General features: G+C 69.9%; 26 protein-coding genes. 8 read left to right on the top strand and 18 right to left on the bottom strand.

The genetic code is table 11. The annotated features are described in order from the left end of the window. Positions 1-4 precede the first annotated feature (4 nt). From ABZ928_RS00505 to ABZ928_RS00475, 7 genes are read right to left on the bottom strand one after another with little or no spacing between them, the layout of a single operon-like run. On the bottom strand, positions 5-790 hold the full coding sequence (locus ABZ928_RS00505) for an SDR family oxidoreductase (protein ID WP_361514136.1): 786 nt from the start codon (positions 788-790) through the stop codon (positions 5-7). Further along, the gene (locus ABZ928_RS00500) at positions 787-1,647 is read right to left on the bottom strand and encodes a fumarylacetoacetate hydrolase family protein (protein WP_361514134.1); all 861 of its coding nucleotides are present in this window, start codon (positions 1,645-1,647) and stop codon (positions 787-789) included. Before ABZ928_RS00500 ends, ABZ928_RS00505 begins: the two co-directional genes overlap by 4 nt. Then, positions 1,644-2,516: a fumarylacetoacetate hydrolase family protein gene (locus ABZ928_RS00495; RefSeq protein WP_361514132.1), complete on the bottom strand. Its 873-nt coding sequence runs from the start codon at positions 2,514-2,516 to the stop codon at positions 1,644-1,646. The genes ABZ928_RS00500 and ABZ928_RS00495 overlap by 4 nt, the downstream gene beginning before the upstream one ends. A 57-nt stretch (positions 2,517-2,573) precedes the next feature. Then, positions 2,574-3,149, bottom strand: a complete 576-nt coding sequence (locus tag ABZ928_RS00490; protein WP_361514131.1) for a carboxymuconolactone decarboxylase family protein — start codon at positions 3,147-3,149, stop codon at positions 2,574-2,576. A gap of 27 nt (positions 3,150-3,176) precedes the next feature. Continuing rightward, positions 3,177-3,932, bottom strand: a complete 756-nt coding sequence (locus ABZ928_RS00485; RefSeq protein ID WP_361514129.1) for an SDR family oxidoreductase — start codon at positions 3,930-3,932, stop codon at positions 3,177-3,179. Between the two features lie 39 nt (positions 3,933-3,971). Continuing rightward, the gene (locus ABZ928_RS00480) at positions 3,972-4,613 is read right to left on the bottom strand and encodes an MBL fold metallo-hydrolase (RefSeq protein WP_361514127.1); all 642 of its coding nucleotides are present in this window, start codon (positions 4,611-4,613) and stop codon (positions 3,972-3,974) included. 8 nt (positions 4,614-4,621) lie between these two features. Continuing rightward, on the bottom strand, positions 4,622-6,157 hold the full coding sequence (locus tag ABZ928_RS00475; protein ID WP_361514125.1) for a carotenoid oxygenase family protein: 1,536 nt from the start codon (positions 6,155-6,157) through the stop codon (positions 4,622-4,624). A gap of 118 nt (positions 6,158-6,275) precedes the next feature. On the opposite strand from ABZ928_RS00475, the gene ABZ928_RS00470 reads away from it, so the two are divergent. Further along, entirely contained in the window at positions 6,276-7,196 is a 921-nt protein-coding gene (locus ABZ928_RS00470; RefSeq protein WP_361514123.1) for a LysR family transcriptional regulator, read from the top strand. Positions 7,197-7,211: 15 nt separating this feature from the next. Here the strand turns inward: ABZ928_RS00470 and ABZ928_RS00465 are convergent, their stop codons facing one another. Then, positions 7,212-7,862: a CoA transferase subunit B gene (locus tag ABZ928_RS00465; RefSeq protein WP_361514121.1), complete on the bottom strand. Its 651-nt coding sequence runs from the start codon at positions 7,860-7,862 to the stop codon at positions 7,212-7,214. Continuing rightward, positions 7,859-8,614: a CoA transferase subunit A gene (locus tag ABZ928_RS00460; protein WP_361514120.1), complete on the bottom strand. Its 756-nt coding sequence runs from the start codon at positions 8,612-8,614 to the stop codon at positions 7,859-7,861. Before ABZ928_RS00460 ends, ABZ928_RS00465 begins: the two co-directional genes overlap by 4 nt. Positions 8,615-8,803: 189 nt before the next feature. Between ABZ928_RS00460 and ABZ928_RS00455 the strand changes: the two genes are divergently transcribed. The 5 genes from ABZ928_RS00455 (at position 8,804) to ABZ928_RS00435 (ending at position 14,855) form a co-directional block, all read left to right on the top strand. Continuing rightward, positions 8,804-9,829, top strand: a complete 1,026-nt coding sequence (locus ABZ928_RS00455) for a LysR family transcriptional regulator (RefSeq protein WP_361514118.1) — start codon at positions 8,804-8,806, stop codon at positions 9,827-9,829. A gap of 105 nt (positions 9,830-9,934) precedes the next feature. Next, entirely contained in the window at positions 9,935-10,897 is a 963-nt protein-coding gene (locus ABZ928_RS00450) for a LysR family transcriptional regulator (protein ID WP_361514116.1), read from the top strand. 289 nt (positions 10,898-11,186) lie between these two features. Beyond that, complete coding sequence (locus ABZ928_RS00445; protein ID WP_361514114.1) at positions 11,187-12,698, top strand: carotenoid oxygenase family protein; 1,512 nt, start codon at positions 11,187-11,189, stop codon at positions 12,696-12,698. Positions 12,699-12,782: 84 nt separating this feature from the next. Continuing rightward, on the top strand, positions 12,783-13,544 hold the full coding sequence (locus ABZ928_RS00440) for a nuclear transport factor 2 family protein (protein ID WP_361514112.1): 762 nt from the start codon (positions 12,783-12,785) through the stop codon (positions 13,542-13,544). A gap of 156 nt (positions 13,545-13,700) precedes the next feature. Continuing rightward, positions 13,701-14,855: an acyl-CoA dehydrogenase family protein gene (locus ABZ928_RS00435; RefSeq protein ID WP_361514110.1), complete on the top strand. Its 1,155-nt coding sequence runs from the start codon at positions 13,701-13,703 to the stop codon at positions 14,853-14,855. 69 nt (positions 14,856-14,924) lie between these two features. Here the strand turns inward: ABZ928_RS00435 and ABZ928_RS00430 are convergent, their stop codons facing one another. The 4 genes from ABZ928_RS00430 to ABZ928_RS00415 all read right to left on the bottom strand — a co-directional run bounded on the left by ABZ928_RS00430 (position 14,925) and on the right by ABZ928_RS00415 (position 18,968). Further along, complete coding sequence (locus ABZ928_RS00430) at positions 14,925-16,496, bottom strand: long-chain-fatty-acid--CoA ligase (RefSeq protein ID WP_361514108.1); 1,572 nt, start codon at positions 16,494-16,496, stop codon at positions 14,925-14,927. A 95-nt stretch (positions 16,497-16,591) separates the two neighbouring features. Next, entirely contained in the window at positions 16,592-17,476 is an 885-nt protein-coding gene (locus tag ABZ928_RS00425) for a fumarylacetoacetate hydrolase family protein (protein WP_361514106.1), read from the bottom strand. A gap of 102 nt (positions 17,477-17,578) precedes the next feature. Beyond that, a complete protein-coding gene (locus ABZ928_RS00420; RefSeq protein WP_361514104.1) occupies positions 17,579-18,472 on the bottom strand; it encodes an LLM class F420-dependent oxidoreductase in 894 nt (297 codons plus the stop codon). Positions 18,473-18,515: 43 nt separating this feature from the next. Next, a complete protein-coding gene (locus ABZ928_RS00415; protein WP_361514102.1) occupies positions 18,516-18,968 on the bottom strand; it encodes a flavin reductase family protein in 453 nt (150 codons plus the stop codon). A 311-nt stretch (positions 18,969-19,279) separates the two neighbouring features. On the opposite strand from ABZ928_RS00415, the gene ABZ928_RS00410 reads away from it, so the two are divergent. Both ABZ928_RS00410 and ABZ928_RS00405 read left to right on the top strand, forming a co-directional pair. Next, complete coding sequence (locus ABZ928_RS00410) at positions 19,280-20,389, top strand: LLM class flavin-dependent oxidoreductase (protein WP_361514100.1); 1,110 nt, start codon at positions 19,280-19,282, stop codon at positions 20,387-20,389. A 17-nt stretch (positions 20,390-20,406) separates the two neighbouring features. After that, positions 20,407-21,228: an alpha/beta fold hydrolase gene (locus ABZ928_RS00405; protein WP_361514098.1), complete on the top strand. Its 822-nt coding sequence runs from the start codon at positions 20,407-20,409 to the stop codon at positions 21,226-21,228. Between the two features lie 63 nt (positions 21,229-21,291). Here the strand turns inward: ABZ928_RS00405 and ABZ928_RS00400 are convergent, their stop codons facing one another. The 5 genes from ABZ928_RS00400 to ABZ928_RS00380 form a co-directional block, all read right to left on the bottom strand. Beyond that, a complete protein-coding gene (locus tag ABZ928_RS00400; RefSeq protein WP_361514097.1) occupies positions 21,292-22,422 on the bottom strand; it encodes a DUF3500 domain-containing protein in 1,131 nt (376 codons plus the stop codon). A gap of 133 nt (positions 22,423-22,555) precedes the next feature. Continuing rightward, complete coding sequence (locus ABZ928_RS00395; RefSeq protein ID WP_361514095.1) at positions 22,556-22,879, bottom strand: hypothetical protein; 324 nt, start codon at positions 22,877-22,879, stop codon at positions 22,556-22,558. A gap of 54 nt (positions 22,880-22,933) precedes the next feature. Continuing rightward, positions 22,934-23,671 carry a GntR family transcriptional regulator gene (locus ABZ928_RS00390; RefSeq protein ID WP_361514093.1) on the bottom strand — a complete coding sequence of 246 codons (738 nt, stop codon included), beginning with the start codon at positions 23,669-23,671 and terminating at the stop codon, positions 22,934-22,936. A 92-nt stretch (positions 23,672-23,763) separates the two neighbouring features. Further along, entirely contained in the window at positions 23,764-24,549 is a 786-nt protein-coding gene (locus ABZ928_RS00385) for an enoyl-CoA hydratase-related protein (protein ID WP_361514091.1), read from the bottom strand. Positions 24,550-24,587: 38 nt separating this feature from the next. Beyond that, positions 24,588-25,766 (bottom strand): thiolase family protein, encoded by a 1,179-nt coding sequence (locus ABZ928_RS00380; RefSeq protein ID WP_361514089.1) that lies wholly within the window; start codon positions 25,764-25,766, stop codon positions 24,588-24,590. Positions 25,767-25,797 lie beyond the last annotated feature (31 nt).

Here is a 25,797-nt window from a genome sequence, read left to right as displayed (position 1 = left end):
GCGCTCAGGCGCCGATCATGTTGAAGCCGCCGTCGGCGTTCAGGTAGGCGCCGGTCATGTGGGAGGCGTCGTCGGTGGCGAGGAAGAGGGCCGTGCCGGCGAGTTCGGCGGGGCCGGGGATGTGGCCCAGGGGTGTCTTGGCGAGGAGTTCCTCGCGGCGGCCGGACTTCCAGTCCTGGCGGGTGAGGGTGGCCTCGGTCTCGATGAAGCCGGGGGCGAAGGTGTTCACCCGCACCGCGGGGGCGAACGCCTGGGCGTAGGACTTGGTGATGCCGAGCAGCCCGTACTTGGCGGCCGCGTACTGCGGGGCACGCGCGCTGCCGCGGACGATGACGGTGGAGCCGATGTTGACGATGGAACCGTGACCCTGGTCCAGCATGCGGGCGCCGAACTCGTGCACGCACAGCATGGTGCCCTTGATGTCGACCGCGAGGACGTGGTCGATGGACTCCTCGGTGAGGTCCCGCCAGGACATCTGCTCGCGCGCCACGTCACCGACGTTGTTGACCAGGACGTCCAGTCCGCCGAAGCGGGTGAACACCTCCTCGGCCATCCGCCGGATGTCCTGATGGCTGGTGATGTCGGCCTGCACCGTGAAGGCGTCCTCGCCGATCTCCTTGACGCGGGCCACGGTCTTCTCCGCACCGGCTGCGGAGCTGCGGTAGTGGACGGCCACCCGGGCTCCTTCCTGGGCGGCGCGTACGGCGATCTCAGCGCCGAAGCCGGTGCCGGCCCCGGTGACGAGGACGGTGCGGCCCTCGAAGCGGCGGGGGATGTTCTGCTGGGTCATGGGGCGTCCCTTCGGGGTACGGCGGTGAAGTGCTGGCGGATCTCGCCGATGCCCTCGATCCGGGTGACCAGTTCGTCGCCCGGCGTCAGATAGCGGGGCGGGTTCATCCGGTTGCCGACCCCCGCCGGGGTACCGGCGAAGACGAGGTCGCCGGGGAGCAGGGGTACGACGGCGGACAGCCGCGCGACGAGTTCGGGGACCGGGAAGATCATGGACTTGGTCCGGTCGTGCTGGACGACCTCGCCGTTGAGCAGTCCGGTGATCTCCAGGTCGTCGGGGTCGTCGAACTCGTCCGGGGTGACGACGACCGGGCCGGTCGGACCGAAGCCGGGGAAGGACTTGCCGAGACTGAACTGGGCTGGTTTCCCCTGGAGTTGGGAGACCCGCTCGGACAGGTCCTGGCCGACGGTGAGCCCGGCGACGGCTTCCCAGGCCCGTTCCTCGCTCGCCCTGTGGGTGTGCCGGCCGATCACCGCGACCAGCTCGGCCTCCCAGTCGACCTTGCCCTCGGGCAGTTCGACGGTGGTGCGCGGACCCGCCAGACAGGTCGGGAACTTGGTGAACACCAGCGGCTCTTCGGGCGGTGTGAAGCCCGCCTCTGCGGCATGCGGCGGGTAGTTGAGGGCGACCGCGAAGACCTGCCGGGGGCGCGGCACCGGGGCGCCGAGGGCATCGGGGTCGACCTCGATGTCGTACGCCTCGTCGGGCAGGCTCGCCTCCAGCACCCGCAGCCGGTCCCACTGCTCCAGCAGGGCCATCGGGTCGGCGGGCAGCCGACCGTTCGAGGCAACGCGGACACCGGCGGCGCGGTCGCCCCGGATCAGGACCGCGTGACCGTAGAGAACCGCGAGCCTCACCAGTCCACCTTCTCCGGTACGGGCGTGCCGTGGCCCTCGGTCCAGCTGACGATGCGGTTGCGCAGCACGCCGAGGCGCTCTACCTCGGCCTCGATGACGTCGCCGGGCTTGAGGTACATCTCCGGGTCGCCGCTGAAGCCGGCCACGCCCTGGACGGTGCCGGTGGTGATCAGGTCGCCCGCGCTGTAGCCCTGCGGAGAGTGGTAGGCGACGAGGTGCGGGATGGAGACCGACATCCGGTTGGTGTTGGACTTCTGCCGGACCACACCGTTGACCCGTAGTTCCATGTCGAGGTTCTGGGGGTCGGGGATCTCGTCGGCCGTGACGATGTAGGGGCCGACGGGGCAGAAGGTGTCGATGGCCTTGCAGAAGGAGAAGACCCCGGACTCCATCTCGCGGCGCTGGATGTCGCGGGCGGTGATGTCGTTGAAGACGACGTATCCGGCGATGTGGTCGGGGGCGTCGTCCACGCCGAAGAACTTTCCGGGCTTGCCGATGACGACGGCGATCTCCAGCTCGTAGTCCAGCTCGGTGGTGAGGTGTTCGGGGTAGATGACGGGCTCGTCGGGGCCGACGATCGCGTCGACGTTCTGGAAGAAGACGATGCCCTTGTGCATGGGGTGCGACCAGTCGACGTTCTTCGACTCGTCCTCGTGCTCGCGGAAGTTGCCGGATGTGTGGAAGAACTTCTTCGGCACGATGGGAGCGCGCAGCGTCACGTCGTCGAGTGAGTGACGCTCCCGGGTCTCCTTCACCCTGCCGTCCAGCTCGAAGTACTCACGCGTCGAGCTGACCTCGAGAGGGAGGACGACTCGGTCCTCCAGCTCCAGCCTGCCGACGCGTCCTTCGTCGAAGGTGACCAGCTTCATGTGTCCCGCCTGTCCGATGATGAGGGGTGAATGAGTTTGTGCCAGGGGTGCGGCCGCTCAGCCGGCTGACGGCCCCTCGCCTGCGAAGACGCGGAGTTGGAGGGCGAGCATGCTGTAGTACCCGACCAGCGTCGTGAGTTCGAAGAGGGCGCGGTGCCCGAGCGTCCGTACGGCGTCGTCGTACTCGTCGTCGGAGAGCTCACCGGCCAGGAGGAGCGTTTGCGCGATGTGCAGCGCGGCCCGCTCGAACGGGTCCGTGAGGTGGGGGACGGCTCCGACCCTGAGCGCATCCATGACCCGCTCGCTGAGTCCGCAGGCACGCCCCACCGCCTGATGAGCCTCCCACTCGAAGGCGCTGCCCCAATGAGCGGCGACGGCAAGGATGGCCGTCTCTCGCGCTCGGTCGGTCAGGACACTGTCGTAGCGCACCGCGCTGCCGACCGCCTGCACCGCGTAGCCGACCGGCGGGCTCAGCAGCATCGCGTTGAACGGGCCGCGCAGCCGCCCCTCCTCGTCGGCCAGGGCGAACGACTGCGGCCCCGCCGCACGGCGTCCACCGGTGATGGCCCGATAGACCTCTGCCTGCTGTTCATTCAGGTCCGCGGGCGACAGCCCGGCCAATCTCGAGGTCATGCGCACTTCCTTCCGTGGAGTCGGGCATCAGACGAGCGTGCGGCCGCCGTCGACGTAGAGGACCTGCCCGGTGACGAAGGACGCCCGGTCCGAAGCGAGGAACAGCACGGCACCCGCCACGTCCTCCGGGGCGCCGAGACGCCCCGCGGGAACGAGGCCGGTCATCTGCTCGCGCATGCCGGGCTTCTCCAGGTAGGCGCGGGTCAGCTCGGTCTCCGTGTAGCCGGGGGCCACGGCGTTGACGGTGACTCCGTCGGGGGCCCACTCGCGGGCCATGACCTTCATCATCTGGTCCAGGCCTCCCTTGGACGCCGCGTAGGGAGCGTGGTGGAGGTGGGCGAGCCGGGAGGAGACGGAGGAGAAGAACACCATGCGGCCACGGCCGGACGCACGCATCAGGCGGCCCGCGGCCCGCCCGGTCCAGAACGCGCTGGACAGGTTCAGGGTGACGATCCGCTCCCAGACCTCGTCCGGCGTGTCCACCACGGGGCGGCGGTCGTTGGTGCCCACCGCGTGCACCAGCACGTCGAGACCGCCGAGTTCGGCGGCGGCCGTGGTGACCGCCCGCTCGCACTCCTCGGAGGTGGTCAGGTCCGCGGTGAGGGTCCGTATGCCGGCGTCCGCGAGGGCCGGGTCCTCGCGCAGTTCCTTCAGCCGCGCCTCGTCCGCGTCGACGACCACGAGCCGTGCTCCGGCCTCCACCAGCGCCTGGACGCAGGCGGTACCCAGACCACCCGCTCCCATGACGAGGGTGCGACGTCCTTCAAGCCCGAGCCATCCCATGGCGGGCCTCCGTTCCTTGGCATATGTGTGAAAGGTGCATCAGGGGATCTCGATCCCGGCTCCGGTGGCCGGGCGCGTGTAGCCGGCGGCCGAGTCCCGCAGGCCCAGGCCGAGCAACATGTCGACCTGCTTGTTTCCCGCCTCGTTGAGCGTTGCGTCGTGAATGGACAACGCCTGGCGGGGTTCGACCTCGCGGACGTAGTCGATGAGTTCGCCGATCTTGGACCACGGTCCGTGGACGGGCAGCAGAAGTGTGTCCACCGGACGGGCGGGCACGGTGAACGCGTCGCCCGGGTGGAAGACGGTCCCGTCCACAAGGAATCCGACGTTGGTGACCTGCGGGAGGTCAGGGTGGGTGGGCGCGTGGAGTTCGCCGTGCGCCTCGACGGCGACGCCCTCGATGTCGAAGGTGTCCCCGTCGCCGACCACGGTCACCCGTCCGCCGAGCCCGTCGAGCTTGCCCGCCACGGATCGGTTGGCCCAGATCCGCAGCTTGGGGTCCGTGTCGAGCGCCGCACGCAGGGCGGGCTCGTAGAAGTGATCGACGTGCTCATGGGTCACGAGGACGGCGTGGGCGCCGTCGAACACGTCGGGATCGGTGTAGTTGCCGGGGTCCACGACGATGACAACGCCGTCCCGCTCCAGCCGTACACACGCGTGGCCGTGTCTGGTGAGTCGCATGGCGGGTCTCACTTCCGCAGTTCGCTGTCGGGGACCCAGGTGCCGTGGAAGCCGTACCGGAGCCGGAAGGGGATCTTCACCGTCGCGACGGGGCCTGCGGCGATGTCGAGGCCGTCGAGGACGACCAAGTCGTGGCGGGACTGGTCGCGTCGGCCGACCAGCACCAGCAGGTAGCCCTCGCCCTCGTCGGAGTCGCCCGCCTTCGGCACGAACACCGGCTCCTCGGGAGCCGCGTGCTCGCTGGGCGCCCAGTAGGCCGTCTCACCCGTGTGATCGTCCCGGTGGATGACGGAGTTGAAGGGCGGGCCCATCGGCCCGAGTTCGCCCTTGGGCAGATCGGGGTGGAAACCGCCGACCCAGGCGTGCCGGTTCTTCTCCATCAGTACGCGTGGATCGACCCGGGGCATGTCACCGGGCGAGGCGAGGAGTTGCTCGCTGCGGTAGGTGTCGACGGCGTCGTCCCAGTGTGCCGCGCCCCGGGTGAGGTCGAACGTCCAGCGGTGCAGGAACGGCGGCTGTTCGGGCAGCGGGCCGACGGTCGTCTTCGGGAACTGGGAGAACCAGCCCGACTTGGTGGTGAAGTGGTCGGCCACCAGGGTGTCGCCGTCGGTCCAGGCGTTGAGGGAGTGCGTCTCCATCAGCTGCTCGCTGCGGAACCACCTGATGCCGCTCACGCCCTGGTCGCGGGGGATGATCGCGACGTAGGTCTCCTTGTTCGGGTCCCAGACGAAGTACTGGGCCTCGGTGCGCAGTTGCTCCGGGTCGGCGACCATCGGCGAGATGGTGAAGACGAAGTGGTCCCGGGTGACCAGCCAGTCGTGCACCATCGAGGAGTACGGCACCTCGAAGGTCTGGGAGCGGGTGACCTTGCCGTCGGCGGAGATCTCGTGGATGTGGATCTGCTTGTCCGGCAGGCCGCTGGCGTTGTAAGCGAAGGCGATCAGTTCGCCGGTGCGCGGGTCGTGCTTGGGGTGCGCGGTGAACGTACGCCCGGGTATCTGGCCGGAGAAGTCGTAGATGCCCCGCGTCTGAAGCGTCACCGGGTCCAGCTCGTACGGGAGCGCCGCCTCCTTGAGCGCGAGCAGCTTGCCCGCATGCCAGATGATCGAGGTGTTGGCGTTGCCGTCGTCGATGCCGGCGACGGACGGGTCGTCGGTGTAGGGGTTGCGGTAGGCGCCGAACAGGGCCTGGCGGGCCCGGCGTTCGAGCTCGAAGCGCTGGGTGCGGACGTACCTGGTCTTCAGGTCGACGTGGCCGTTCTCGAACCGCACCATGTGGATCATGCCGTCGCCGTTGATGTACACGTCGTTCGGGAAGCGCGGCGGGTACTGGGTGTCGGCGGCGGCACGGTAGAAGGCGCCGGACAGCTCCGGAGGTATACGGCCCTCCACCTCCAGGTCGTACACGTCCGCCTCGATCCGTGACGGGGCGAAGAACGCGCGGAACTTGGGCGTGTCCGGGAACTGCATGGTCTGAGGCGGCGGCTGGGTACCCACGGGCTCCCGGCCAGGTGTGCCGCCGGGCTGCGTCATTGCAGTGGCCATGGTTCTCTCCCATATGGCAAGGTTGGATCTAACGGAGAACGTGATTGATAAGAAGTCTGCTCTGCCATCAGTCACGGCGTCCAACACTGAAAAATGCATGAAATGATCGGAGTCTTCGATGGATCTGCGGCAGATGGAGTACGCGGTGGCCATCGCGGACGAGCTCAACTTCACCCGCGCCGCGGCGCGCTGCCGCATCGGCCAGTCAGGGCTCAGTCACCAGATCTCCCAGCTGGAACGCGAGGTCGGGGCCCTGCTGTTCGAGCGCACCAGCCGTAGCGTGCGGCTGACACCGGCCGGCCAGACGTTCGTCGCGTGCGCCCGGCGGGTGATCACGGCGGTGCAGGAGATGCACGCCGAGATCGCCTCGTTCGACGGACCTGTACGGGGGCGGCTGCGCTTCGGCGCGGTGACCCTCACGGCGAGCAACCTCGACCAGCTCGGCCTGCTGCGCGAGTACCAGGAGTCGTTCCCCGCCGTCGAGTTCACGCTCTTCGATGTCGACGGCGCGGAGGCGGGCACCCAGCTGCTGACCGGCGACCTCGACGTCGCCCTCGTCGCCCTGCACGAGCACCAGCTGCCGCCGGGGATCGCGTACCACCTGCTGCGCCTGGTGCCGCTCGTGGCCGTCGTGGGGCGGCGGCACCGGCTGCGCGGCACCGGCACCGCGCACCTGGGACAGCTGGCGGACGAGCGCTTCCTGGAGTGCTTCCCGGACACCGGCCTGCGCACGCAGGTCGACGCCGCCTTCAAGCGGGCGCGGGCCCGCCGCCGGAGCGTGTGCGCGTTGCGCAGCGCCGGAGATCTCGCCTCGCTGGCCCTTGAGGGGATCGGGGTGACCGTCGTACCCCGCCCGGTGGCGGACGCCGTCGTTCCCGCCGACCACGCCGACTGTGTCGTACGCCTCGAAGACCCGCAGGCACTCGCACCACTCGCACTGGCCCACCGCGACCCGGCACCGGCATCACCCGCGGCCCAGGCCTTTCTCCGGCTGGCCCTCGCCCGGCTTCCGGGGAGCGGACCGCAAGCCTCCGAGTGACCGGGGCGGGCCCGGTCAGCAGTGAGCGGTGAGCGCATCGGCGGACACGTTGGCGTCGGTGCGGGCACGGATCTCCTCCATCGTGACACCGGGGGCCGTCTCCACCAGCGCGAGCCCGTCAGGTGTGACGTCGAGGACACCCAGGTCGGTGATGATCCGCTGGACGCAGGCCTCGCCGGTGAGGGGAAGGGTGCACTCCTTGAGGATCTTGGGGGTGCCGTCCTTGGCGGTGTGCTCCATCAGCACGATCACCCGGCGGGCGCCGTGGACCAGGTCCATCGCCCCGCCCATGCCCTTGACCATCTTCCCGGGGATCATCCAGTTGGCCAGGTCGCCATGCTCGGAGACCTGCATGGCGCCCAGCACGGCGGTGTCGATGTGGCCGCCCCGGATCATCCCGAACGACAGAGCCGAGTCGAAGAAGGACGCCCCCGGCAGGACGGTCACCGTCTCCTTGCCCGCGTTGATGAGATCGGGGTCCACCTCGTCCTCGTCCGGGTAGGGGCCGGTGCCGAGGATGCCGTTCTCGGAGTGCAGGACGACGTGCACGTCCGGTGGGAGATGGCCGGGGATCAGGGTGGGCAGGCCGATGCCGAGGTTGACGTAGGAGCCGTCGGTGAGTTCGGCGGCGGCGCGGGCCGCCATCTGCTCGCGGGTCCAGCTCATGCGCGTACAGTCCTCTTCTCGATCTGCTTGTCCGCCGCCTGAGCGGCTGTCAGCTCTATGACCCGCTGCACGTAGACGCCGGGCAGGTGCACCTCGTCCGGGCTCAACTCGCCTGGTTCCACGAGCTGTTCGACCTCGGCGACCGTGATGCGCCCGGCCATGGCGGCGAGCGGGTTGAAGTTCGCGGCCGCCTTGCGGAAGACGAGGTTGCCGTGGCGGTCACCGCGCCAGGCCCGGACGAGCGCGAAGTCGGTGGTGATGCCCTCCTCCAGGACATGGGTACGCCCCTGGAAGTCGCGGGTCTCCTTGGCCGGCGAGGCGACGGCCACCGCGCCGTCCGCCGCGTACCGCCATGGCAGCCCGCCTTTGGCGACCTGCGTGCCCACACCCGCCGGGGTGTAGAAGGCCGGGATGCCCGCGCCGCCGGCACGCAGGCGCTCGGCCAACGTGCCCTGCGGCACCAGCTCCACCTCCAGTTCGCCGGACAGGTACTGACGGGCGAACTCCTTGTTCTCACCGACGTACGAGCCGGTCACCCGGGCGATCCGCCCGTCGGTGAGCAGCACGCCGAGCCCGCGCCCGTCCACACCGCAGTTGTTCGACACCACCCGCAGACCGGCTGCGCCCTGCTTGTGCAGCGCACGGATCAGCACCTCGGGCACGCCGCTGAGACCGAAGCCTCCGACGGCCAGCGACGCGCCGTCGGGGATGTCGGCGACCGCCTTCGCCGCGCTCAGGCTGACCTTGTCCACGAATTCGGTCCTTTCTACCGGAGAGCCGTGACTCGAAAAGTGCCGCGGAATTCACGGGCTTGCCCTCTCGAATCGCGATGTGTCTAATCTGGCCCACCTTCCGCAATCCGGGAAATGAATTCTCTGCATGGCAGGAATTCATCGCCTGAATAAGGCCGCGAAGGCCCTGTCACTCGCTCTGGAGGCGTTGTGTACCTGTCCGGCCTGGACCTCAATCTCGTCCTTTCCCTGCGTGCCCTGCTGGAGGAGCGCAACGTCACCCGCGCGGGCCGCCGCGTCGGTCTCAGCCAGCCCGCGATGAGCGCGGCGCTGGGCCGCCTGCGCCGTCACTTCGACGACGATCTCCTGGTCCGTGCCGGCGGGCAGTACGAACTGACCGCCCTCGGCCGGGTTCTGGTCGGCCGCACGGCCGCCGCCTGCGACGTGCTGGAGCGGGTCTTCACCAGCAGGGCCGATTTCGTTGCGGACCGCGAGGAACGCGAGTTCACGCTGCTCGCCTCCGACTACGCCGTCGCCGTGTTCGGCGCCGCCCTCGCCCGTGCGGCACATACGGAGGCACCGGGCGTACGGCTGCGCTTCTGTCGGCCTCCCGCCGATCCCGCGGACCTGACCGAGACAGCACTGAGCACGGTGGACGGACTGTTGCTGCCGCACGGACTGATACACGGCTTCCCGTTCGTCGACCTGTTCTCCGACCGCTGGGCCGTCCTGGTCGCCGAGACGAACGACGAGGTCACCGACCGGCTGACTCTCAACCACCTGGAGCGCCTGCCCTGGGCTACCTACCGGCGATCACACGACACCCTGGCCGCCCGGCAACTGGGCGCGCTCGGCGTCGTCCCGCGCGTCGAGGTCTGCGCCGACAGTTTCCAGTCGCTCCCCCTGCTGGTGTCGGGCACCCGTCGTGTCGCGCTGGTGCAGCACGGCCTGGCCGCCCTGAGCGGTCTGCCGGGCGTACGTGTCATGGAGCCCCCCTACGAGACGCCACCGCTGCGGGAGGCGATGTGGTGGCATCCCGTCCACACTCACGACGCGGGCCACATCTGGCTGCGCGAGACGGCCGCCCGCGTGGGCATGGGACTCGACACAGCCGCCTGCGGCCGCGTCGCCGACGCGGAGCGCGGGACGGCGGACGACGCCGCGGGGCATGTCACCGCCGGCGGTGACGACACGTACGAGATCCATCCGGGGCCTGCCCATCACCGCCTCCGGTAGGCTCGCCGGGCGGTGGTCCCGGAGCCGAGTGCGGACCCCGCCGTTCCGTCTGCCGTCGAGGGGTGCTCCGGCGAGGCGACGGGCCGTCCGGCTGAAGGGAGTGGCTTGGAGGACTCACGCTTCGACCTGCGGCGGTTCGATCTGAACCTGCTCGTGGTCCTCGACGCCCTGCTGACCGAGCGTCATGTGACGCGCGCGGGACAGCAGTTGCATCTGACCCAGTCCGCGACCAGTGCCGCGCTGCGCCGGCTGCGACGGGCGTTCGACGATCCGCTGCTCGTCGCGCACGGACGTGAACTGCAGCTGACGCCCCTGGGGTTGAGCCTGGTCCGGCCGGTGCGGGAGGTACTGGCCGACATCCAACAGCTCATCAGGGAGCCGGTCCTGCCGGACTCCGGACTGCGCGACCGCACCTTCGTCATCCAGGCCAGCGAGTACGTCGGCATGGTGCTGCTGCGCCCCCTGCTGGAGGTCCTCGCCGAACGGGCCCCCGGGGTCAGCCTGCGGATCGAGACGATGGACGACAGCTACGCGGACCATCTCCAGCACAACGACATCGACCTGCTCATCGCACCGATGCACACGGTCATCGCGCACCGGATCCGAGAGTTCCCCCACGAAGGGCTCTTCCCCGACGAGTTGGTCGCCGCCGTGTGGAAGGACCACCCGACGGTCGGTGACCGGATCACCAAGGAGGACCTGCGGACCCTGCCCCATCTGCAGCACGCGATCCGCAGCGGTGACCAGATCGGTTCCATGCTCGCCCAGGAACTGGCCGCCCACGACATCGCGCACACCGTGCAGGCCACGACGTCCAGCTACACGCTGCTGCCGCTCCTGCTCCAGGAGACCAGGATGGTCGCGTTCCTTCCGCGGCTGCTCGCCGAGTCGCTGAAGGAGTCGGCGCAACTGCGGATTCTGCCCTCTCCCGTGCCGCTGCCCGCTCCCATGGAGACCATGTACTGGCACCCGGACCGGGACCGCGCCGATCCGGCACATGTCTGGCTGCGCCGCCAACTGCGTACGCTCGCCGCCACGTTCGCCCGGGAACCCGGCGACCGGCTCTGAGCACCGGGTCCAGCGCCTTCAGCCGGCACGGGGCCTTCCCCCGAACGTCCGGGACCCGCTGCGAGTTCCCCGTCCGACCGGTCATCCACCACGTTCATGCATGGGATCGACAACCTTTGTTTCCCTGCCCGGCCGCCTTCTTCCTAAAGTGACGAGAACGGGGCGTCCAAGTCCGCCGGAGCCCTCCGACCGGCTCACGCCCTTTCGCCGAATGGCGCAGTCCAGCATTCCCTTTTCGTGGTCATCGGCTGGGACGGCCGGTGACTCGTCGTTGCTGAAGGCGGTTCGCGTGACAACCACTCCCGACCGGGCCACCGGTGCCCCGGTCCGCTTCCCGGAATCCATCATCTACCGGGGTTACTTCGCTCCCTCCCGGATCGAGGCCGACGTCTACGACCTGGAGGTCGAGGGCGAGATCCCCCCGGACCTGGATGGCGCGTTCCTGCGCAACGCGGCCGACGCCCAGTACCCGCCGAATCATCCGTTCGACGTCTTCCTCAACGGCGACGGCATGGTCACCAAGATCCGCATCAAGGACGGTCACGCCGACCTGCGGACCCGGTTCGTCCGTACCGAGCGGTTTCTCGCCGAGCGCAAGGCCCGGCGCGGACTCGTCGGGGCCTACCGCAACTGGTACACCGACGACCCGTCAGTGCCCGACCTGGACCTGGCCAACAACGCCAACACCGCGGTGGTCTGGCACGCCGGCAAGCTGCTGGCCCTGAAGGAGGCCGGGCTCCCCTACGAGCTCGACCCCCACACGCTGGAGACCAAGGGCATCTACGACTTCAACGGCCAGATCACCGGGAAGACCTTCACGGCCCACCCCAAGATCGACCCCCGTACGGGGCAGATGATCGCCTTCTCCTACTTCCCCAGCCGCAAGCCGGACAACGACATCATGTTGTTCGAGATGGACGCCAAGGGCGCGGTCACCCGGACCGAACGGTTCGTCGCCCCCTACGCGTCGGCCGTGCACGACTGGATCGTCACCCGCGACCACCTGATCTTCACCTTCGCCCCGTTCATCGCCGACGGCGAGCGGCTGAAGACCGAACCGCAGTACTTCATGTGGGACCCGCGGGAGCGCTCGCACATCGCGGTCATCCCCCGGGACGAGGGCGTCGCCGGCATGAAGTGGTTCTCGACCGACCTCCTGATGGAGACGCACACCGTCAACGGCTGGTCCGAGGGCGACATCATCACCCTCGAACACTTCGTCACCAAGACCGGATGGCTGTCGCAGTTCCCGAAGCTGGCCACGGGTGAAGAGATGCCCGAGGCCCCGCCGATCCTGCAGCGCTGGGTCCTCGACATGAAGCAGGGCAGCGACAGCCCGGTCATGGAGGGCGGCAACCAGTACACCTCCACCCAGCTGTGGGACTTCCCCGGTGACTTCCCCCGGGTCGACCCGCGGGCCCTGATGGAGAAGCACCGCCACACCTGGCTCGGCACGTTCAACCCGACGCTCGGCCCGCTGCCCGAGTTCGGCCCGATGGGCCCGCCGTTCAACAGCATCGTCCACCTGGACGCCGAGACCGGGGTGCGCACCAGCTACTACCCGGGGGAGAACGCGGCCCCCGAGGAGTCGGTGTTCGTGCCCAAGAGCGAGGACGCCGACGAGGGCGAGGGCTACCTCGTCGCCCTCGTGGAACGCCGGGAGGAGAGCCGCACCGACTTCGTGATCCTGGACGCCCTGGACATCGGTGCGGGGCCGATCGCCACCGTCAAGATCCCCTTCCGGCTCCGGTACGGCTTCCACGGCACCTGGATCCCGGGCAACGAGCTCGAGCCGAGCTGACCGGACCGCGCCCAGCACTCGGGGCGTCCGTTCTGGCCGACGCCCAACCTCCCCCTCACCTTGCCCACATCCGGAAAGGCACCCATGAACGACGTCAAGGCCACCGCCCTCAAGGCCTGGGGCGAACTGATCGGCGACAAGGACCCGTCCGCCGTCGACCGCTGGGTCTCACCCGACTACATCCAGCACAGCCCCACCGCCGGCCCCGGCCGCGAGCCCCTGCGTCAGCTCATCGCCGGCATCCCCGACGGCTTCCACCACGAGACCCACCGTGTTCTCGCCGACGGCGACCTCGTCGCCCTGCACGGCACCTACCACGGTGCCGGCCCGACGCCCCTCGTCGCCTTCGACGTCTTCCGCTACGACACCGACGGCCAGGCGGCCGAGCACTGGGACGCCCTCGCTCCCCAGGCGGCCACCACCGTCTCCGGCCGCACCCAGACCGATGGTCCTACCGAGATCACCGACCTCGACCGGACCGAGGCCAACCGCGCCCTCGTCACGGCCTTCGTCGAGACCGTCCTCGTCGGCGACGACCCCACCACCGTCGCCGACTACGTCTCCGCCGACACCTTCCACCAGCACAGCCCCGAGATCGCCGACGGTCTCGACGGCCTCACCGCCGCCGTCGCGCAGTGGAAGTCGGAGGGCAGGACGGCCCGCTACCTCAAGCTCCACCTGGTCGTCGCCGAGGGCAACTTCGTCCTCACCCAGTCCGAGGTCGACTTCGGCGGCCCCGCCGCCTGCTACGACCTCTTCCGCGTGGCCGACGGAAAGATCGTGGAGCACTGGGACGTCGTCATGCCCGTCCCCGACCGACTCCCGCACGACAACGGCCTGTTCTGACGATCCGCCCGGGCCACCCCCCGGATCTCCCGGTACCCCGGATCTCCCGCACGGCCGGGCGATCCGGGGTGCCGGTCGTGCCGAGCAGCTCCGGGGCGGTGAGTCCGCTCCGTCTCCCGCCCCCTCCCCCGCACATGGTCATCCCTGGAGGCAGCAATGATCGACTTCTCGCTCTCCGACGAGGAGCGTGCCGTACGCGACACGATCCGGCGGTTCGTCGACCGCGAGTTGAGGCCGCTGGAGGAGACCGTCCTGCGCAACGAGCGGTCGGGGCTTCCCTCGCTCGAACCGGGCGTCCTGACCGCTCTCCAGCAGAAGGCCCGTGCCGCGGGCTACTGGGGACCGGCCACGCCCGAGGAGTACGGCGGCATGGACCTGGGCGCCGTCATGCACGCGATCGTGGAGATGGAACTCGGGCGCACCTTCGTACCCTTCGAGTTCGGCGGCGGCGCGGACAACGTCCTCTTCGCCTGTACTCCGGAGCAGAAGGAGACCTATCTGCTGCCGACCATCGCGGGGGAACGCCGCTCGTGCTTCGCCCTCACCGAGCCGGGGGCGGGCTCCGACGCGCGCAACATCCGCACCTCCGCCCGGCGGGACGGCGGCGACTGGGTGGTCAACGGTGAGAAGACCTTCATCACCGACGGTTCGGAGGCCGACTTCTGCATCCTGTTCGCCCGTACCGGGGAGGGCGTCACCGCCTTCCTGGTGGACCGGGAGATGGGCTGGAAGTCCTCGCCGATCGCACTGATGGGCGACTGGCCCGCCGCGTCGCTGTCCTTCGAGGAGGTGCGGGTGCCCGGTGAGAACGTCCTGGGAGAGGTCGGGGGCGGCCTCGATCTGGCGTTGTCGTGGATCGGGCAGAAGCGGTACCTCATTCCCGCCCGTGCCGTGGGCGCGTCCGAGCGGCTTCTCGGGATGGCCCTGGAGCACGCGCGGGTCCGCGAGTCGATGGGCCGGCCCATCGCCGACTACCAGGCCATCCAGTGGCAGATCGCCGACAGCCAGGTGGAGATCGAGTCCGCGAAATGGCTGACCCTGTACGCCGCGTGGCGGGCTCAGCAGGGTCTGGACGCCCGGCACGCGACCGCCGTCGCCAAGCTCCACGGCTCTGTGATCGCCAATCAGGTGGTGGACCGGGTCCTGCAGATCCACGGCGGCATGGGCTACACGCGGGAGCTGCCCGTCGAGCGCTGGTACCGCAACCTGCGCGTCATGCGGATCTTCGAGGGCACCGACGAGATCCAGCGCCGCACGATCGCCCGCAACCTGCTCAAGGGGCATGTTGCTCTGGGGACCATCGGCGAGTGAGGCCGGTTTCCCCGCGCGCACGGCTGCAGCCGGGCGTCTCCCCTCACGGGAGCGCCCGGCTTTTCGTCATCAGTGGCCGGTCTCCGTCACCGGTTGCCCGCCGGTCCGCGCCTCGCGGCGGACAACCGTCTTGAGGATCTTCCCGGCGCCGGACTTCGGGAGGAGCTCGGTGCGCACGTCCACGGACTTGGGCACCTTGTAGCGGGCGATGTGCTCGCGGCAGTGGTCGATCAGAGCGGCCTCCGTGAGGCCGGACCCGGCGTCGGTGACGACCACCGCGTGCACACGCTCGCCCCATCGTTCGTCGGGGACACCGACGACGGCTACTTCCCGCACCAGCGGGTGACTGTCCAGGACCCGCTCCACCTCCAGGGAGTACACGTTCTCCCCGCCCGTGATGATCATGTCCTTGATCCGGTCGACGAGGAACACATAGCCGTCCTCGTCGCAGTAGCCGCCGTCACCGGTGCGGTACCAGCCGTCGACCAGGACACGGGCGGTCTCCTCAGGGTGGTTGAGGTAGCCGAGCATGACGTTCGGCCCCCGGACCCAGACCTCACCGACCGTGCCGTCCGGGACCGGACGCCCGTCGAGGTCCCGGATCTCCAGCTGTACACCGGGCAGCGCGTACCCCACGGACCCCAGCCGCTCCGGGTGGTCGCCCTCCAGCGCCCTGCGGTGGTCCTGGGGGGAGAGGATGGTGAGTCCCGGGCTGGTCTCCGACGTGCCGTACCCCTGCACGAGTTCGCAGCCCAGGGCGGCGGTCGCCCGGCGCAGCTGCTTCTCCGACATGGGGGAGGCACCGTAGTGCAGCAGGCGCAGGCTGCCGAGGTCCGCGGGATGGGTGTCGAGATGGTCGAGCACCATGTTGATCATGGTGGGGACCAGGAACGCGACGGTGGCCCGGTGCTTGGCCACGTCCCGCACATAGCCCTCAGGGGTGAACCGGGGTGTCAGGACATGGGTGCCGCCGACCCAGGTGACCGCGTGGATCATCTGCGCGCCGGCCGAGTGGAAGAACGGCGGGGCGTGCAGCACGACGTCCTCACGGGTGAACCCGTCCTGGTGCCAGAGCGCCTTGCAGTTGGCCAGGATGTTGGCGTGGCTGAGCATCACGCCCTTGGAGCGTCCGGTCGTACCTCCCGTGTACAGGAGGACGGCGAGCGCGTCGGAATCGAGTTCGGGCGGCGCCACTCCCTCGGCGGCCATGAGCGACTCGTAGGGCTCGCAGTCCTCCGGGCAGGCGACGCCGACGAACAGCAGCCGCTTGAGACCCGGGACACGTTCGCGGACGGAGCGGCCCGCATCGAGATTCGGCGCGTCCACGATCAGGGTCTCGGCGCCGCTGTCCTCCAGCGTGGCCGCCAACTCGGGTACGGCCAGGCGGGTGTTGAGGCTGGTGAAGACCCTTCCGTACGCCGGTACGGCCAGCCATGCCTCCAGGTGTTCCAGGGTGTTGGCGAGCAGCACCGCGACGACCGCGCCCGGTGCGATGCCCGCCTCGTCGAGTCCGGCCCCGATGCGCCGGACGCGCTCGTGCAGCTCCCGGTAGGTGAGGCGCCGCTCCCCCTCGATGACGGCCGTGCGTGCGCCGTGCGAGCGGGCCGCGCTCTCCAGCGGCCAGGCCAGTGTTCCCTGCATTGCGCGATCTCCTTAGACGGCAGATGTGCCCAGTGGGCTGGGCCTTTCGAGGTGTTGCCCCTTCACGCGGATGAGCCGGTGAGGGGGTCTGGCGCTCAGGCCCGCTTCTCCGCGACGTAGCGGTTGCGCAGGGCTCCGATGCCCTCGACGCGCGCCTCGAACTCGTCGCCGTCGCACAGCAGCCGGGGCGGGCGCCGGACGAAGCCGACGCCGGACGGGGTGCCGGTGAGGATCAAGTCGCCGGGCTCCAGGGTGAGGAACGTCGAGAGGTAGGTGACCAGTTCGGTGATCCCGAAGACCATGCCGCCGGTGCGGTCGTCCTGCATGACCTCGCCGTTGAGTAGCCCGGTGATCCGCAGGTCGGGCCGGACCCCGCCGAGCCTTTGGGCAGGGACGACGACCGGCCCGAGCGGGGTGAGGCAGTCCCACGCCTTCCCCGCCGTACGGCCCTTGGTGTGCATCTGGTAGTCGCGCACGGAGCCGTCGTTGGCGACGGTGTAGCCGAACACGACGTCGGCCACGTCCTCGACGGGCACCCGACGGCAGCGCCGGCCGATCACGACGGCGAGTTCGGTCTCGAAGTCGACCTGGTCCGACTCCGGGGGCAGGGCCAGCTCGTCGAGGGGACCTGCCAGCGCGTTGTCCCACTTGGGGAACAGGTCCGGATGGGGCGGGGCGGCTGCGTTGCCCGTCTCGCCGATGTGCGCCGGGTAGTTCTGACCGACACAGATGATCTTGCGCGGCCGGCCGACGGGACTCAGCAGGCGGGCCTCGTCCAGCGCGACCGTCTCGCCCGGTTCGATGCGGACGGCGTCCCCCGCGGCCGCCTCCAGCAGCGGGGGCAGATCGGCGAATCCCGCGCCGTCCACCGTGGCGAGGTGCGCCGTGTCGGCCCCCGGCCGGTACAGCACCATGGCGGCGCCGTCCGGCAGGTCCGCGCGCCCCAGTCCGACGCCTTCGGCCCATGTCAGTTCCGTCATACCAGTCCTCCTCGGCCCGGCCGGCGTCCCGCCGGCGACACCGTCCACGAGCACCGGGCGCCCGGCCCGAGCCCTGAGCACGCCGCGCCTCGCATCCCCGCCTCAGCCCCGCAGGACGTTCATGGCGTGGGCGAGGGCAGCGATCTGGTCGTCGGGAGTGCCTCCGACGATGCGGTTGCCCAGGCCGAGATAGGTCGCGCCGGCCTTGGACCATTCCTCCAGGACATCCCGCCACTTCTCCTCGGGCACGACCTGGGTGAGCAACCTGGCCTCGATCCCGACGGCCTCCTCGGGCCGTCCCGCCTCCCGCACGTACGCGCGCAGCCGTTCCGCGGTGTCGCGCGCCTTCTCCGGGTGCAGGCCGAGCGGCGCCATCATCTTGTAACCGTCGGCGAACCGCGCGATGCGGCGTAGCGCCCTGTCGGTGGGAGCACCGTCCGTGGGAACACCGCGGGCGAATCCGCCCGCGCCCATCCACAGCGGAATACGACGGTTCGGCCGGGGGTGGATGGCGACCCCCGTGAGGTCGTGGAACCGGCCCTCGTAGTTCACCTCGGACTCGGTCCACAGCAGGCGCATCACCTCGACCTGCTCCTCCAGACGCGCGCCGCGCTCCCGGGGGTTCTGGCCGAGAGCGGCGACCTCGGGCTCGTTCCAGCCGACCGACACCCCCAGCCGCAGTCGTCCGCCGGAGAGCAGATCGATCTCGGCGGCCTGTTTGGCGGCGAGCACGGTGGGGCGCAGGGGCAGCAGCATCATCGAGGTGGTGATCTCGATGCGGCTGGTGACGGCCGCGACATAGGCGGCGAACGTCATGGACTCGTGCCAGGGGTCGTCGCGGGAGAAACCTGGGGGCAGCGGAGTGTCGGTGGTCACGGCCACGTGCTCGGAAAAGCACAGACTGTCGTAGCCCAGGTCCTCCGCCGCCTGGGCGACGTCGCGGATGGCCTCCGGTGCGCCGAAGTACGCCAGGTCGCAGCTGAGTTTGAGGGTCAAGGGGACCTCCTGGACAGGTCGTGGTGCGCGGCAGGGCGTCGCGTCAGAGGCCGGCGGCCCGCACGGTGTGGGTGCCGAACGCCCGGCGGTGGTAAGTCAGGGGTGCGGTGTCGCGGCAGGACGCGGAACTGACCGTGCCGAGGACCACGAGGTGGTCGCCGCCGTCGACGAAGCGGGTCACCTCGCAGGCGAGCCAGCCGATGACGCCGTCCAGCCGGGGCAGTGCGCAGTCCTCCCGCCAGGCGACCCCGGCGAACCTGTCGGCGCTCTTGCCGGCGAAGTTCAGCGCCAGGTCGCCCTGGTCGGCGCTGAGGACGTTGAGCCCGAACCTGCGGGTGTGCTCCAGGATCGAGAGCAGTGCGGAACCGCGGTCCAGCGCGACCATCACCATCGGCGGGTCGAGGGACAGCGCCGAGAAGGCGTTGACCGTGGTGCCGTGCGGCCGGCCCTCGGTGACGGCCGTCGCCACGGCGACAGGTGTGCAGACCGATCCCATGACGCGTCGGAAGAGCTCGGCCGGCACACCGCCCCGAGAGGGAGGCGCGGACTGCGAAGGAGCGCTGCTTTTCACGGAGATACCGCCTTCTCGAACGTGGCATGAGCGGATCGTCGGCGACTCCTACAGCCTGCTTGTGATGTGTCACTCTGGTCAAGGTGATGTTTCAAGTTTTCTCGCACCAGCAAATCAAGGTGCGGCAAACGCGCCGCATCGCACCTGTTGACGCGGCTGACACCTCAAACCTAGCTTGTGATGTCTCAGATTGGATTTCCTGCCACAGCAGAAGTCTCCTCCGAAGGAGTTCCCGCATGCAGGTCGAGCTCTTCTCTCCTGTCAAGTACTACGGCAAGCTCGAAACACCGGAGGCCTGGCCCCTGCGGCCCCGGTGGTACGACAGCGAACAGGGCACGAAGTCCATCCGGCAGGGCTTCGAACAGATGGAGGCCGCCCACGAGGCCGGCTTCGACCAGCTCAACGTGGCCGAGCACCACTACACGGCACAACTCACCGCCGTTCCGCACCTGTTCGCCGCCGTGATCGGCGAGCGGCTGCCGGACGCGAGGATCGGTGTCATGGGCACGGACCTTCCCCTGCACAACCCGATCCTGGTCGCCGAGCAGTACGCCACGCTCGACAACATGCTGGAGGGCCGGCTGCGCTTCGCCCTGCTGCGCGGCACGCCGAACGAGTACATGACGTACGGCACCAACCCCTGGGAGTCCCGCGAGCAGTTCGAGGAAGCCGTCGAACTGGTCATCCGGGCCCTGACCGAGCCCGAGCCGTTCGGCTGGGAGGGCAGGTACTACCGCTACCGGAGCATCGCCCTGTTCCCCCAGCCGATGCAGAAGCCGCACCCGAGGATCCTGCTGTCCGCCAACAGTCTCGCGTCGGCCCGGTTCGCCGGACGGATGCGCTGCGACGCCGGTTTCAGCTTCATGGCGGCCGAGAAGGTCGTCCCTCTTGTGGCCGCGTACCGCGAGGCCGCGGAGGAGGCCGGCTGGACGCCGACCGCGGACAACATCCTGTACCGGCAGGGCGCCTACGTCGCCGAGACCGACGAGCAGGCACGGCTGGACACCGGCGACCGGTGGCCGTGGGGCGACGGAATAGCGTCGACCGACAACTTCGAGGTCTTCCTCACGGTGGCCACGGCGGGCGCGGCGATGGCCGGGGCGCCCAAGGGAGCGCCGCTGGACCCCTCCATGGCACCTCAGTTCGGCCCGTCCTTCCTGGGCAGCCCGGAGACCGTGCTCGAACAGATCCGGGAGGTCGAGCGGCACGTCGGGATGGGGCGCGTGGAGCTCGTCCTCGTGGATCCCAGCGGCGCGCTCGACCACGAGCAGGTCATGCGCTCCATCAAGCTCATCGGCCGGGAACTGATCCCCGCCCTGCACGACGACGCCCCCGCCTCCGTCTGACCGAACAGGAGCCGCAGATGACAACCGCGACCACCACCGAGCCCGGGACCGGCTTCACCGCGCACGCGGTCGAGGCCGACGGCTTCACCGTCCGCTACCACGAGTCGGGGGAGGGCGTTCCGCTGGTCGTGCTGCACGGCGCGGGCGGCCCGGCGTTCTCCTTCGCACTGGATCTGCTCGCCGAGCGCTTCCGGGTGATCCTCGTCGAGATGCCAGGTTTCGGCGAACAGCCCAACGACCGGCACCAGTCGCTCGCCGAGCTGGCCGGGGCCGTCGACGCGATCACCACGGCCCTGGGACTGGACTCGTACCATCTGCTGGGCACCTCCTTCGGGGGCGCCGTCGCCACCTTCGTCGCGCTGGAACACCCTCAGCGGCTGCTCTCCCTGGTGCTGGAGGCCCCGGCGACCTTCCGGGAGGGCGAGACCCGGCCCTCCCCCGACATGCCGCCGCAGGAGATGCTCCGCAGGTTCCGCCGGCACCCCGAGCGCGCCCCGGCCTGGCAGCCGCCGGACCCCGCCGTCATGGCCCGCGCGTGGCCCCTGGTCGGACGGCTGCTGGGGCCGCTGCCGCACCGTGACGAGGATCTGGTGGCCCGCCTCGCGGACTGCAAGGTGCGCACGCTCGTCGTGTACGGGGACTGCGACGGGGTGATCCCGCCGGAGAACGGGCGCACGTTCAAGGGCGCCATGCCGAACTGCAACTACGTCCTCATCCACCAGGCGGCGCACGACGCCCAGGCGGACCGGCCCGAGGCCTTCGCGGATCTGGTCGGCGACTTCCTGGCCCGCGGCTGGGCGTTCCTGCTGCCCGAGGAGTCCACCCTCGTCAACCCGTGATCCGGGGCAATCCCGTGGCGGGCGGGCCGGGACCTTGGCCCGCCCGCCTTCACGCATCTGCCTTCACTCGTCGGCGACGCTGGACCGCAGTCGCGTGGCCAGGTGGTGCCCCGTGGTGCGCTCCCGCTCGTAGTGGTCGGCGAGGAGGTCGTGGCCGAGGTCGTTGCGGTAGTCCCGCCACATGGAGTGGACGTGGTTGCCGTCGTCGATGGCGTTGTCGAACTCGACGAGCAGGGACGCCCCTTGGATGCGGAAGTAGTGGGGCGTGCCGGGCTCCTGTCCCCCGGCCCAGCAGAAGTACAGGTTGTCCAGGCCCTCCCGCTCGACCCGGGCGAGCTGCTTGAGGGCCAGTTCGTCGGGCATGCGGCGCAGGAAGGTCTCGACGAGCGCCATGAGCGCGTCGCCCTGCCCGCCGCCGAGTTCGCTGCCGCGGACGCCCTTCGGATCGTCCTTGACGAACTTCAGGGCCTCACGGTCCTCGTCGGTGATGCGGTACCAGGGGATGCCCAGGTCCTCGTGGTCGGGGTACTCGACCTTGCCGATGAACGGCACCTGCCGGGTGACGTAGTCGGCGGGTGCCACCGTGTGGATGACCGTTCGCTCCCGCTGTGCCGGCGTGAGCGAACGCAGCAGGGCGAACGCCTGGTCCTCCTCGGGGGCCAGCGGGGCGAGGACTCCGGCCCTGGCGGGCTGGGCGCCCAGGTTGCAGGGGGTGACGGTGAGCCAGCGCTGGCCGACGACGGTGTAGCTCAGCGAGACGTGGTGCCCCAGGAAGCGCCAGCCCCAGGTGTCCTCGAAGCCGGGCCGGCCGTAGAAGGCCAGGAAGTACTGGTCGCTGTTGCGGAAGTCGCCCGTGGGCGCGCCGAGCACCTGCTGCTCGCGCTCCCGCAGGATGTTCTCCATCGCCATGATCTGCAGCACCTGCGTGTAGCCCTGTTCGCTCAGCGAGGCCGCCAGGAGGCTGTGCACGAGGGTGCGCTGATGAGAGTTCAGGCGGGCGAGCGGTATCCCCTGACGGTCCGGCTTGGGGATGAAGTCCCAGTCGGTACGGCCGGGATGGTCCATCGGGAACTCGCACTCGCGGCGCTGGGAGCCGTCCAGGCTGTACAGCAGCGCCCACGTGGTCACGAGCATCCGGCGGATGGTCTCCGGGGCTTCGTACGTCTGCGTCGCGGCGTTGGCGTCGATCGTCATGTCAGACCGTTCCTGGCCGGCCGCCCCGGTGGACGTGCGGGAAACAGTGCGGCGGCGGCTCGTGTCAGGGCCGCGGACAGGCTCCGGCGGCCATGGTGAATGCCTCCTGACGACGCGGGGGAGTGAGCGATCGTCAGGAGGCCGTCCCGGCACCAGGTGGTCGCATGTCTCGTTCCGGGTGCCCGACCGGTTCATCGGGCTCCACGACGGTTTCGACGTGCGCCCGGAGGCGGCCCTGCCCGTCGGTCCACCCCTGACGCCGCGCGTAGGCGGTCATCGCCGCGAGCCGCTCCCGCCAGGCGTCGTCCCGGGCACGTCCCGCCAGGCGCGTGAGCGCCTCCGGCTCCACCCACGTGTGCGTGGAGGGAACGAGTACGACCTTGAAGGAGGTGAAGTCCTCCGGCTCGTGCACCTCGACGAGGGGAGGAACCTCCTGGAGGTCCACACGGAGGTACACGAGCCACCCCTTCCCTTGTGATATGCCAGACACTAGATCTGACATATCACGGTGTCAAGAGTCGTTCCCGACCGACGTCCGGCCGAGCGGCACGACCTCGGTCGCGATCACGGAGGGCCAGCGAGCGAGAGTGCGCAGGACCCGGTTGTGGGCCTGCTCGATGTAGTGCCGCATGGACTCCGCGATCCGGTCTCCGTCCCGGCGCAGGAAGATGTCCTTCCACTTGTCCGCGTGGATGAGCGGCTCGCCGTAGTCCAGGAGTTCCGAGTCGATGACCAGGGTCCACACCCGCGACAGCTCTCCGGACAGCCGGGCGCCCGTGGCGGTCAGGTACTCGTTGTCGGTCGCCGCGGCTAAAACGGTGAACATCTCGTCGGTGAGCTCGACCGAGCGCCGGACCACCTCGCGTGTGCGGCCCTGCTCCCTGGCGAGAGCCACCATCTCCTCGCTGATGGCGATCATCCGGTCGAGCTGAGCGGCGGTGGCCCCGGCCACGCCCCGGCGGCCCACCTCGGGCCCGATGACGGACCAGAAGTCGAAGAGGTCGTCGACCGCCTTGATGGTGAGGGGCTTGACCTGGTACCCCTTCCTCGGCAGCGTGCGCACCAGCCCTTCGTGATCGAGGCGGGTCAGCGCGTCCCGGACCGGCGAGATCCCGAATCCCGTGTCGGCGGCGAGCCGCCGCTCGGTGAGCCGCGCGCCCGGAGCGAGCCGGCAGCTGATGATGTCGGCCCGGATCCGCAGATAGGCAGATTCCCCGAGGGGTACGGCATCGGGTTGGGGTTCACTCACAGGGTCCGGTCCCTCCTCATGTCCTGCACCGGCTGCAGCGCTCACTGACGCGCAGTCTATCGGATGCATTGCACAAGGAACTCTGTGAAATGTCAGCGGGCGGGGCTCCCCGCGGCGCCCCTCCGGCCACGGGCGGCGAAGGCGTCGACCAGGGCCTTGGCCTCGTCCCCGTCGACCGCCTCGGAGATCACCCTGGCCTCCTCCCGGCCCGTCTCCTCCCGGGTCAGGTGCTGGGAGCGCAGTAGGCGCCTGGTCTCCCCGAGGGCATGTGCCGGTCCCGCCGCGAGCAGTTCGCCGAGCGCGACGGCCCGCGCGTCGACGGACGCCTCGTCCACGACCTCGGTGACCAGCCCCCACTCCCTGGCCTCCACCGCGGTGAGCACACGGCCGGTGAGGGCGAGTTCGAGCGCGCGCTGCTGGCCTATCGCCCGCGGCAGCAGATAGGAGACGCCGCAGTCGGGCGTCAGCCCGATGTCCCCGTACGCCATGACGAACTTCGTCGAGACGGCCGACACGATCACATCGCAGCTGAGCATCAGTGCCAGGCCCGCGCCCGCCGCGGCTCCCCGCACGCCCGCCACGACCGGTTTCGGCAGCGCGGCCAGCCTGCGCAGGACCTCGTCGAACTCCGTGGCCAGCTGTTCCAGGTACGCGGGCCGGTCAGGTGCGGCGGCCATCGCCGCCACGTCGCCGCCGGCGCAGAACCTCCTGCCCTCCCCGAGCACGACGACGGCGCGCACGTCGTCCGCGCCCGCCCGGTCGACCGCCGCACCGAGGGCGCGTGCGGTCGCCAGGTCGACGGCGTTGGCCCGGTCCGGCCTGGCGAGAACGATCCGGGCCACTCCGTCCTCGTAGTCGCAACGGACGGGATCGGTCATGTGGTGCCCACTCTTTCCTGAGAGGTGCGGGGGGAGCGTCACACGCGGCGGAACAGGGCCGCGAGGGCCTGTCCGCCGCCGATGCACATGGTGACCACGCCCAGTTCGAGGTCGCGGCGGACCAGGTCCTTGGCGACGCGCAGGGTGAGGATCGCCCCGGTGGCGCCCACCGGGTGGCCCAGGGCGATGGCGCCGCCGTACGGGTTGACCTTCTCCGGATCGAGCCCGGCGTCCCGGATGACGGCGACGGCCTGCGCGGCGAAGGCCTCGTTCAGCTCGACGGTGTCGATGTCGGAGGGCGAGGTGCCGGTCTGCTCGAACAGCTTGCGCAGCGCGGGCACCGGCGCGTAGCCCATCAGTTCGGGCTCCATCGCGGCGGTCGCCACCGCTTCCAGTGACACCAGCGCGGGCAGGTCCCGCTCGGCCGCCACGGACTCCCTGGCCAGCACCAGGGCTGCGCCCGCGTCGTTGATGCCGGAGGAGTTGCCGGCCGTCACCGTGCCACCGGACTGGAACGCCGGGCGCAGCCCGGCCAGCGTCTCAACCGTGGTGCCGGGACGCGGGTGTTCGTCCGTGTCCACCGTGCGCGGCTTGCGGCCGCCGGTCCCGACCGGGGTGATCTCCTCGGCGAAGGCGGCGTGGGCCGCCTCGGACGCCGCGCGCTGCTGGGACAGCGCCGCGAACTCGTCCTGGTCCCGGCGGGAGACGCCGTACTTGGCGGCGACGTTCTCCGCGGTGACGCCCATGTGGATGCCGTGGAACGGGTCGGTCAGCATCAGCACCGTGCCGTCGTGGAGCGTGCGGTCGCCGAGGCGGTAGCCGGAGCGGGCGCCGAAGTCGTAGAACGGCATGCGGCTCATGTTCTCGTCGCCGCCGGCGAGCGCGATGTCCACACCGCCCCAACGCATCTGCATCGCCGCCGACCAGACGGCCTGCAGTCCGCTGCCGCACAGCCGGTTGACGGTGTACGCCGGGGTGGCGATGTCCAGACCGGCAGCGAGGGCGACGCGGCGGGCGTTGTACGCGTCCGGCCCGACCTGGCCGATGCACCCCATGACGACCTCGTCGACCTCGCCGGGCGCCACGCCCGCCCGGGTCAGCGCCTCGCGGGCCGCGGCGCCGCCGAGTTCGTGTGCGGGAACATCGGCGAACGCGCCCCCGAAACCCCCTATGGGCGTGCGTGCCCCGTCGAGGACGAGGACCTTCTCCTGCTCCATCACGGGTGTCCTTCCGTTGTCTACGGTTGTG

Origin of the sequence: Streptomyces sp. NPDC046909 (genome assembly GCF_040644695.1) — a bacterium.
Lineage (GTDB): Bacteria > Actinomycetota > Actinomycetes > Streptomycetales > Streptomycetaceae > Streptomyces.
This window is presented reverse-complemented; position numbering and strand designations above follow the sequence as displayed.

Bases quoted from the DNA above. Each gene is read 5' to 3' on its own strand.
- ABZ928_RS00485 (WP_361514129.1), bottom strand. From the start codon at position 3,932: ATGGGATGGCTCGGGCTTGAAGGACGTCGCACCCTCGTCATGGGAGCG.
- ABZ928_RS00440 (WP_361514112.1), top strand. From the start codon at position 12,783: ATGAACGACGTCAAGGCCACCGCCCTCAAGGCCTGGGGCGAACTGATC.
- ABZ928_RS00435 (WP_361514110.1), top strand. From the start codon at position 13,701: ATGATCGACTTCTCGCTCTCCGACGAGGAGCGTGCCGTACGCGACACG.
- ABZ928_RS00415 (WP_361514102.1), bottom strand. From the start codon at position 18,968: ATGGGATCGGTCTGCACACCTGTCGCCGTGGCGACGGCCGTCACCGAG.
- ABZ928_RS00490 (WP_361514131.1), bottom strand. From the start codon at position 3,149: ATGACCTCGAGATTGGCCGGGCTGTCGCCCGCGGACCTGAATGAACAG.
- ABZ928_RS00400 (WP_361514097.1), bottom strand. From the start codon at position 22,422: ATGACGATCGACGCCAACGCCGCGACGCAGACGTACGAAGCCCCGGAG.
- ABZ928_RS00410 (WP_361514100.1), top strand. From the start codon at position 19,280: ATGCAGGTCGAGCTCTTCTCTCCTGTCAAGTACTACGGCAAGCTCGAA.
- ABZ928_RS00380 (WP_361514089.1), bottom strand. From the start codon at position 25,766: ATGGAGCAGGAGAAGGTCCTCGTCCTCGACGGGGCACGCACGCCCATA.
- ABZ928_RS00495 (WP_361514132.1), bottom strand. From the start codon at position 2,516: ATGAAGCTGGTCACCTTCGACGAAGGACGCGTCGGCAGGCTGGAGCTG.
- ABZ928_RS00480 (WP_361514127.1), bottom strand. From the start codon at position 4,613: ATGCGACTCACCAGACACGGCCACGCGTGTGTACGGCTGGAGCGGGAC.
- ABZ928_RS00470 (WP_361514123.1), top strand. From the start codon at position 6,276: ATGGATCTGCGGCAGATGGAGTACGCGGTGGCCATCGCGGACGAGCTC.
- ABZ928_RS00505 (WP_361514136.1), bottom strand. From the start codon at position 790: ATGACCCAGCAGAACATCCCCCGCCGCTTCGAGGGCCGCACCGTCCTC.
- ABZ928_RS00430 (WP_361514108.1), bottom strand. From the start codon at position 16,496: ATGCAGGGAACACTGGCCTGGCCGCTGGAGAGCGCGGCCCGCTCGCAC.
- ABZ928_RS00385 (WP_361514091.1), bottom strand. From the start codon at position 24,549: ATGACCGATCCCGTCCGTTGCGACTACGAGGACGGAGTGGCCCGGATC.
- ABZ928_RS00425 (WP_361514106.1), bottom strand. From the start codon at position 17,476: ATGACGGAACTGACATGGGCCGAAGGCGTCGGACTGGGGCGCGCGGAC.
- ABZ928_RS00405 (WP_361514098.1), top strand. From the start codon at position 20,407: ATGACAACCGCGACCACCACCGAGCCCGGGACCGGCTTCACCGCGCAC.
- ABZ928_RS00465 (WP_361514121.1), bottom strand. From the start codon at position 7,862: ATGAGCTGGACCCGCGAGCAGATGGCGGCCCGCGCCGCCGCCGAACTC.
- ABZ928_RS00475 (WP_361514125.1), bottom strand. From the start codon at position 6,157: ATGGCCACTGCAATGACGCAGCCCGGCGGCACACCTGGCCGGGAGCCC.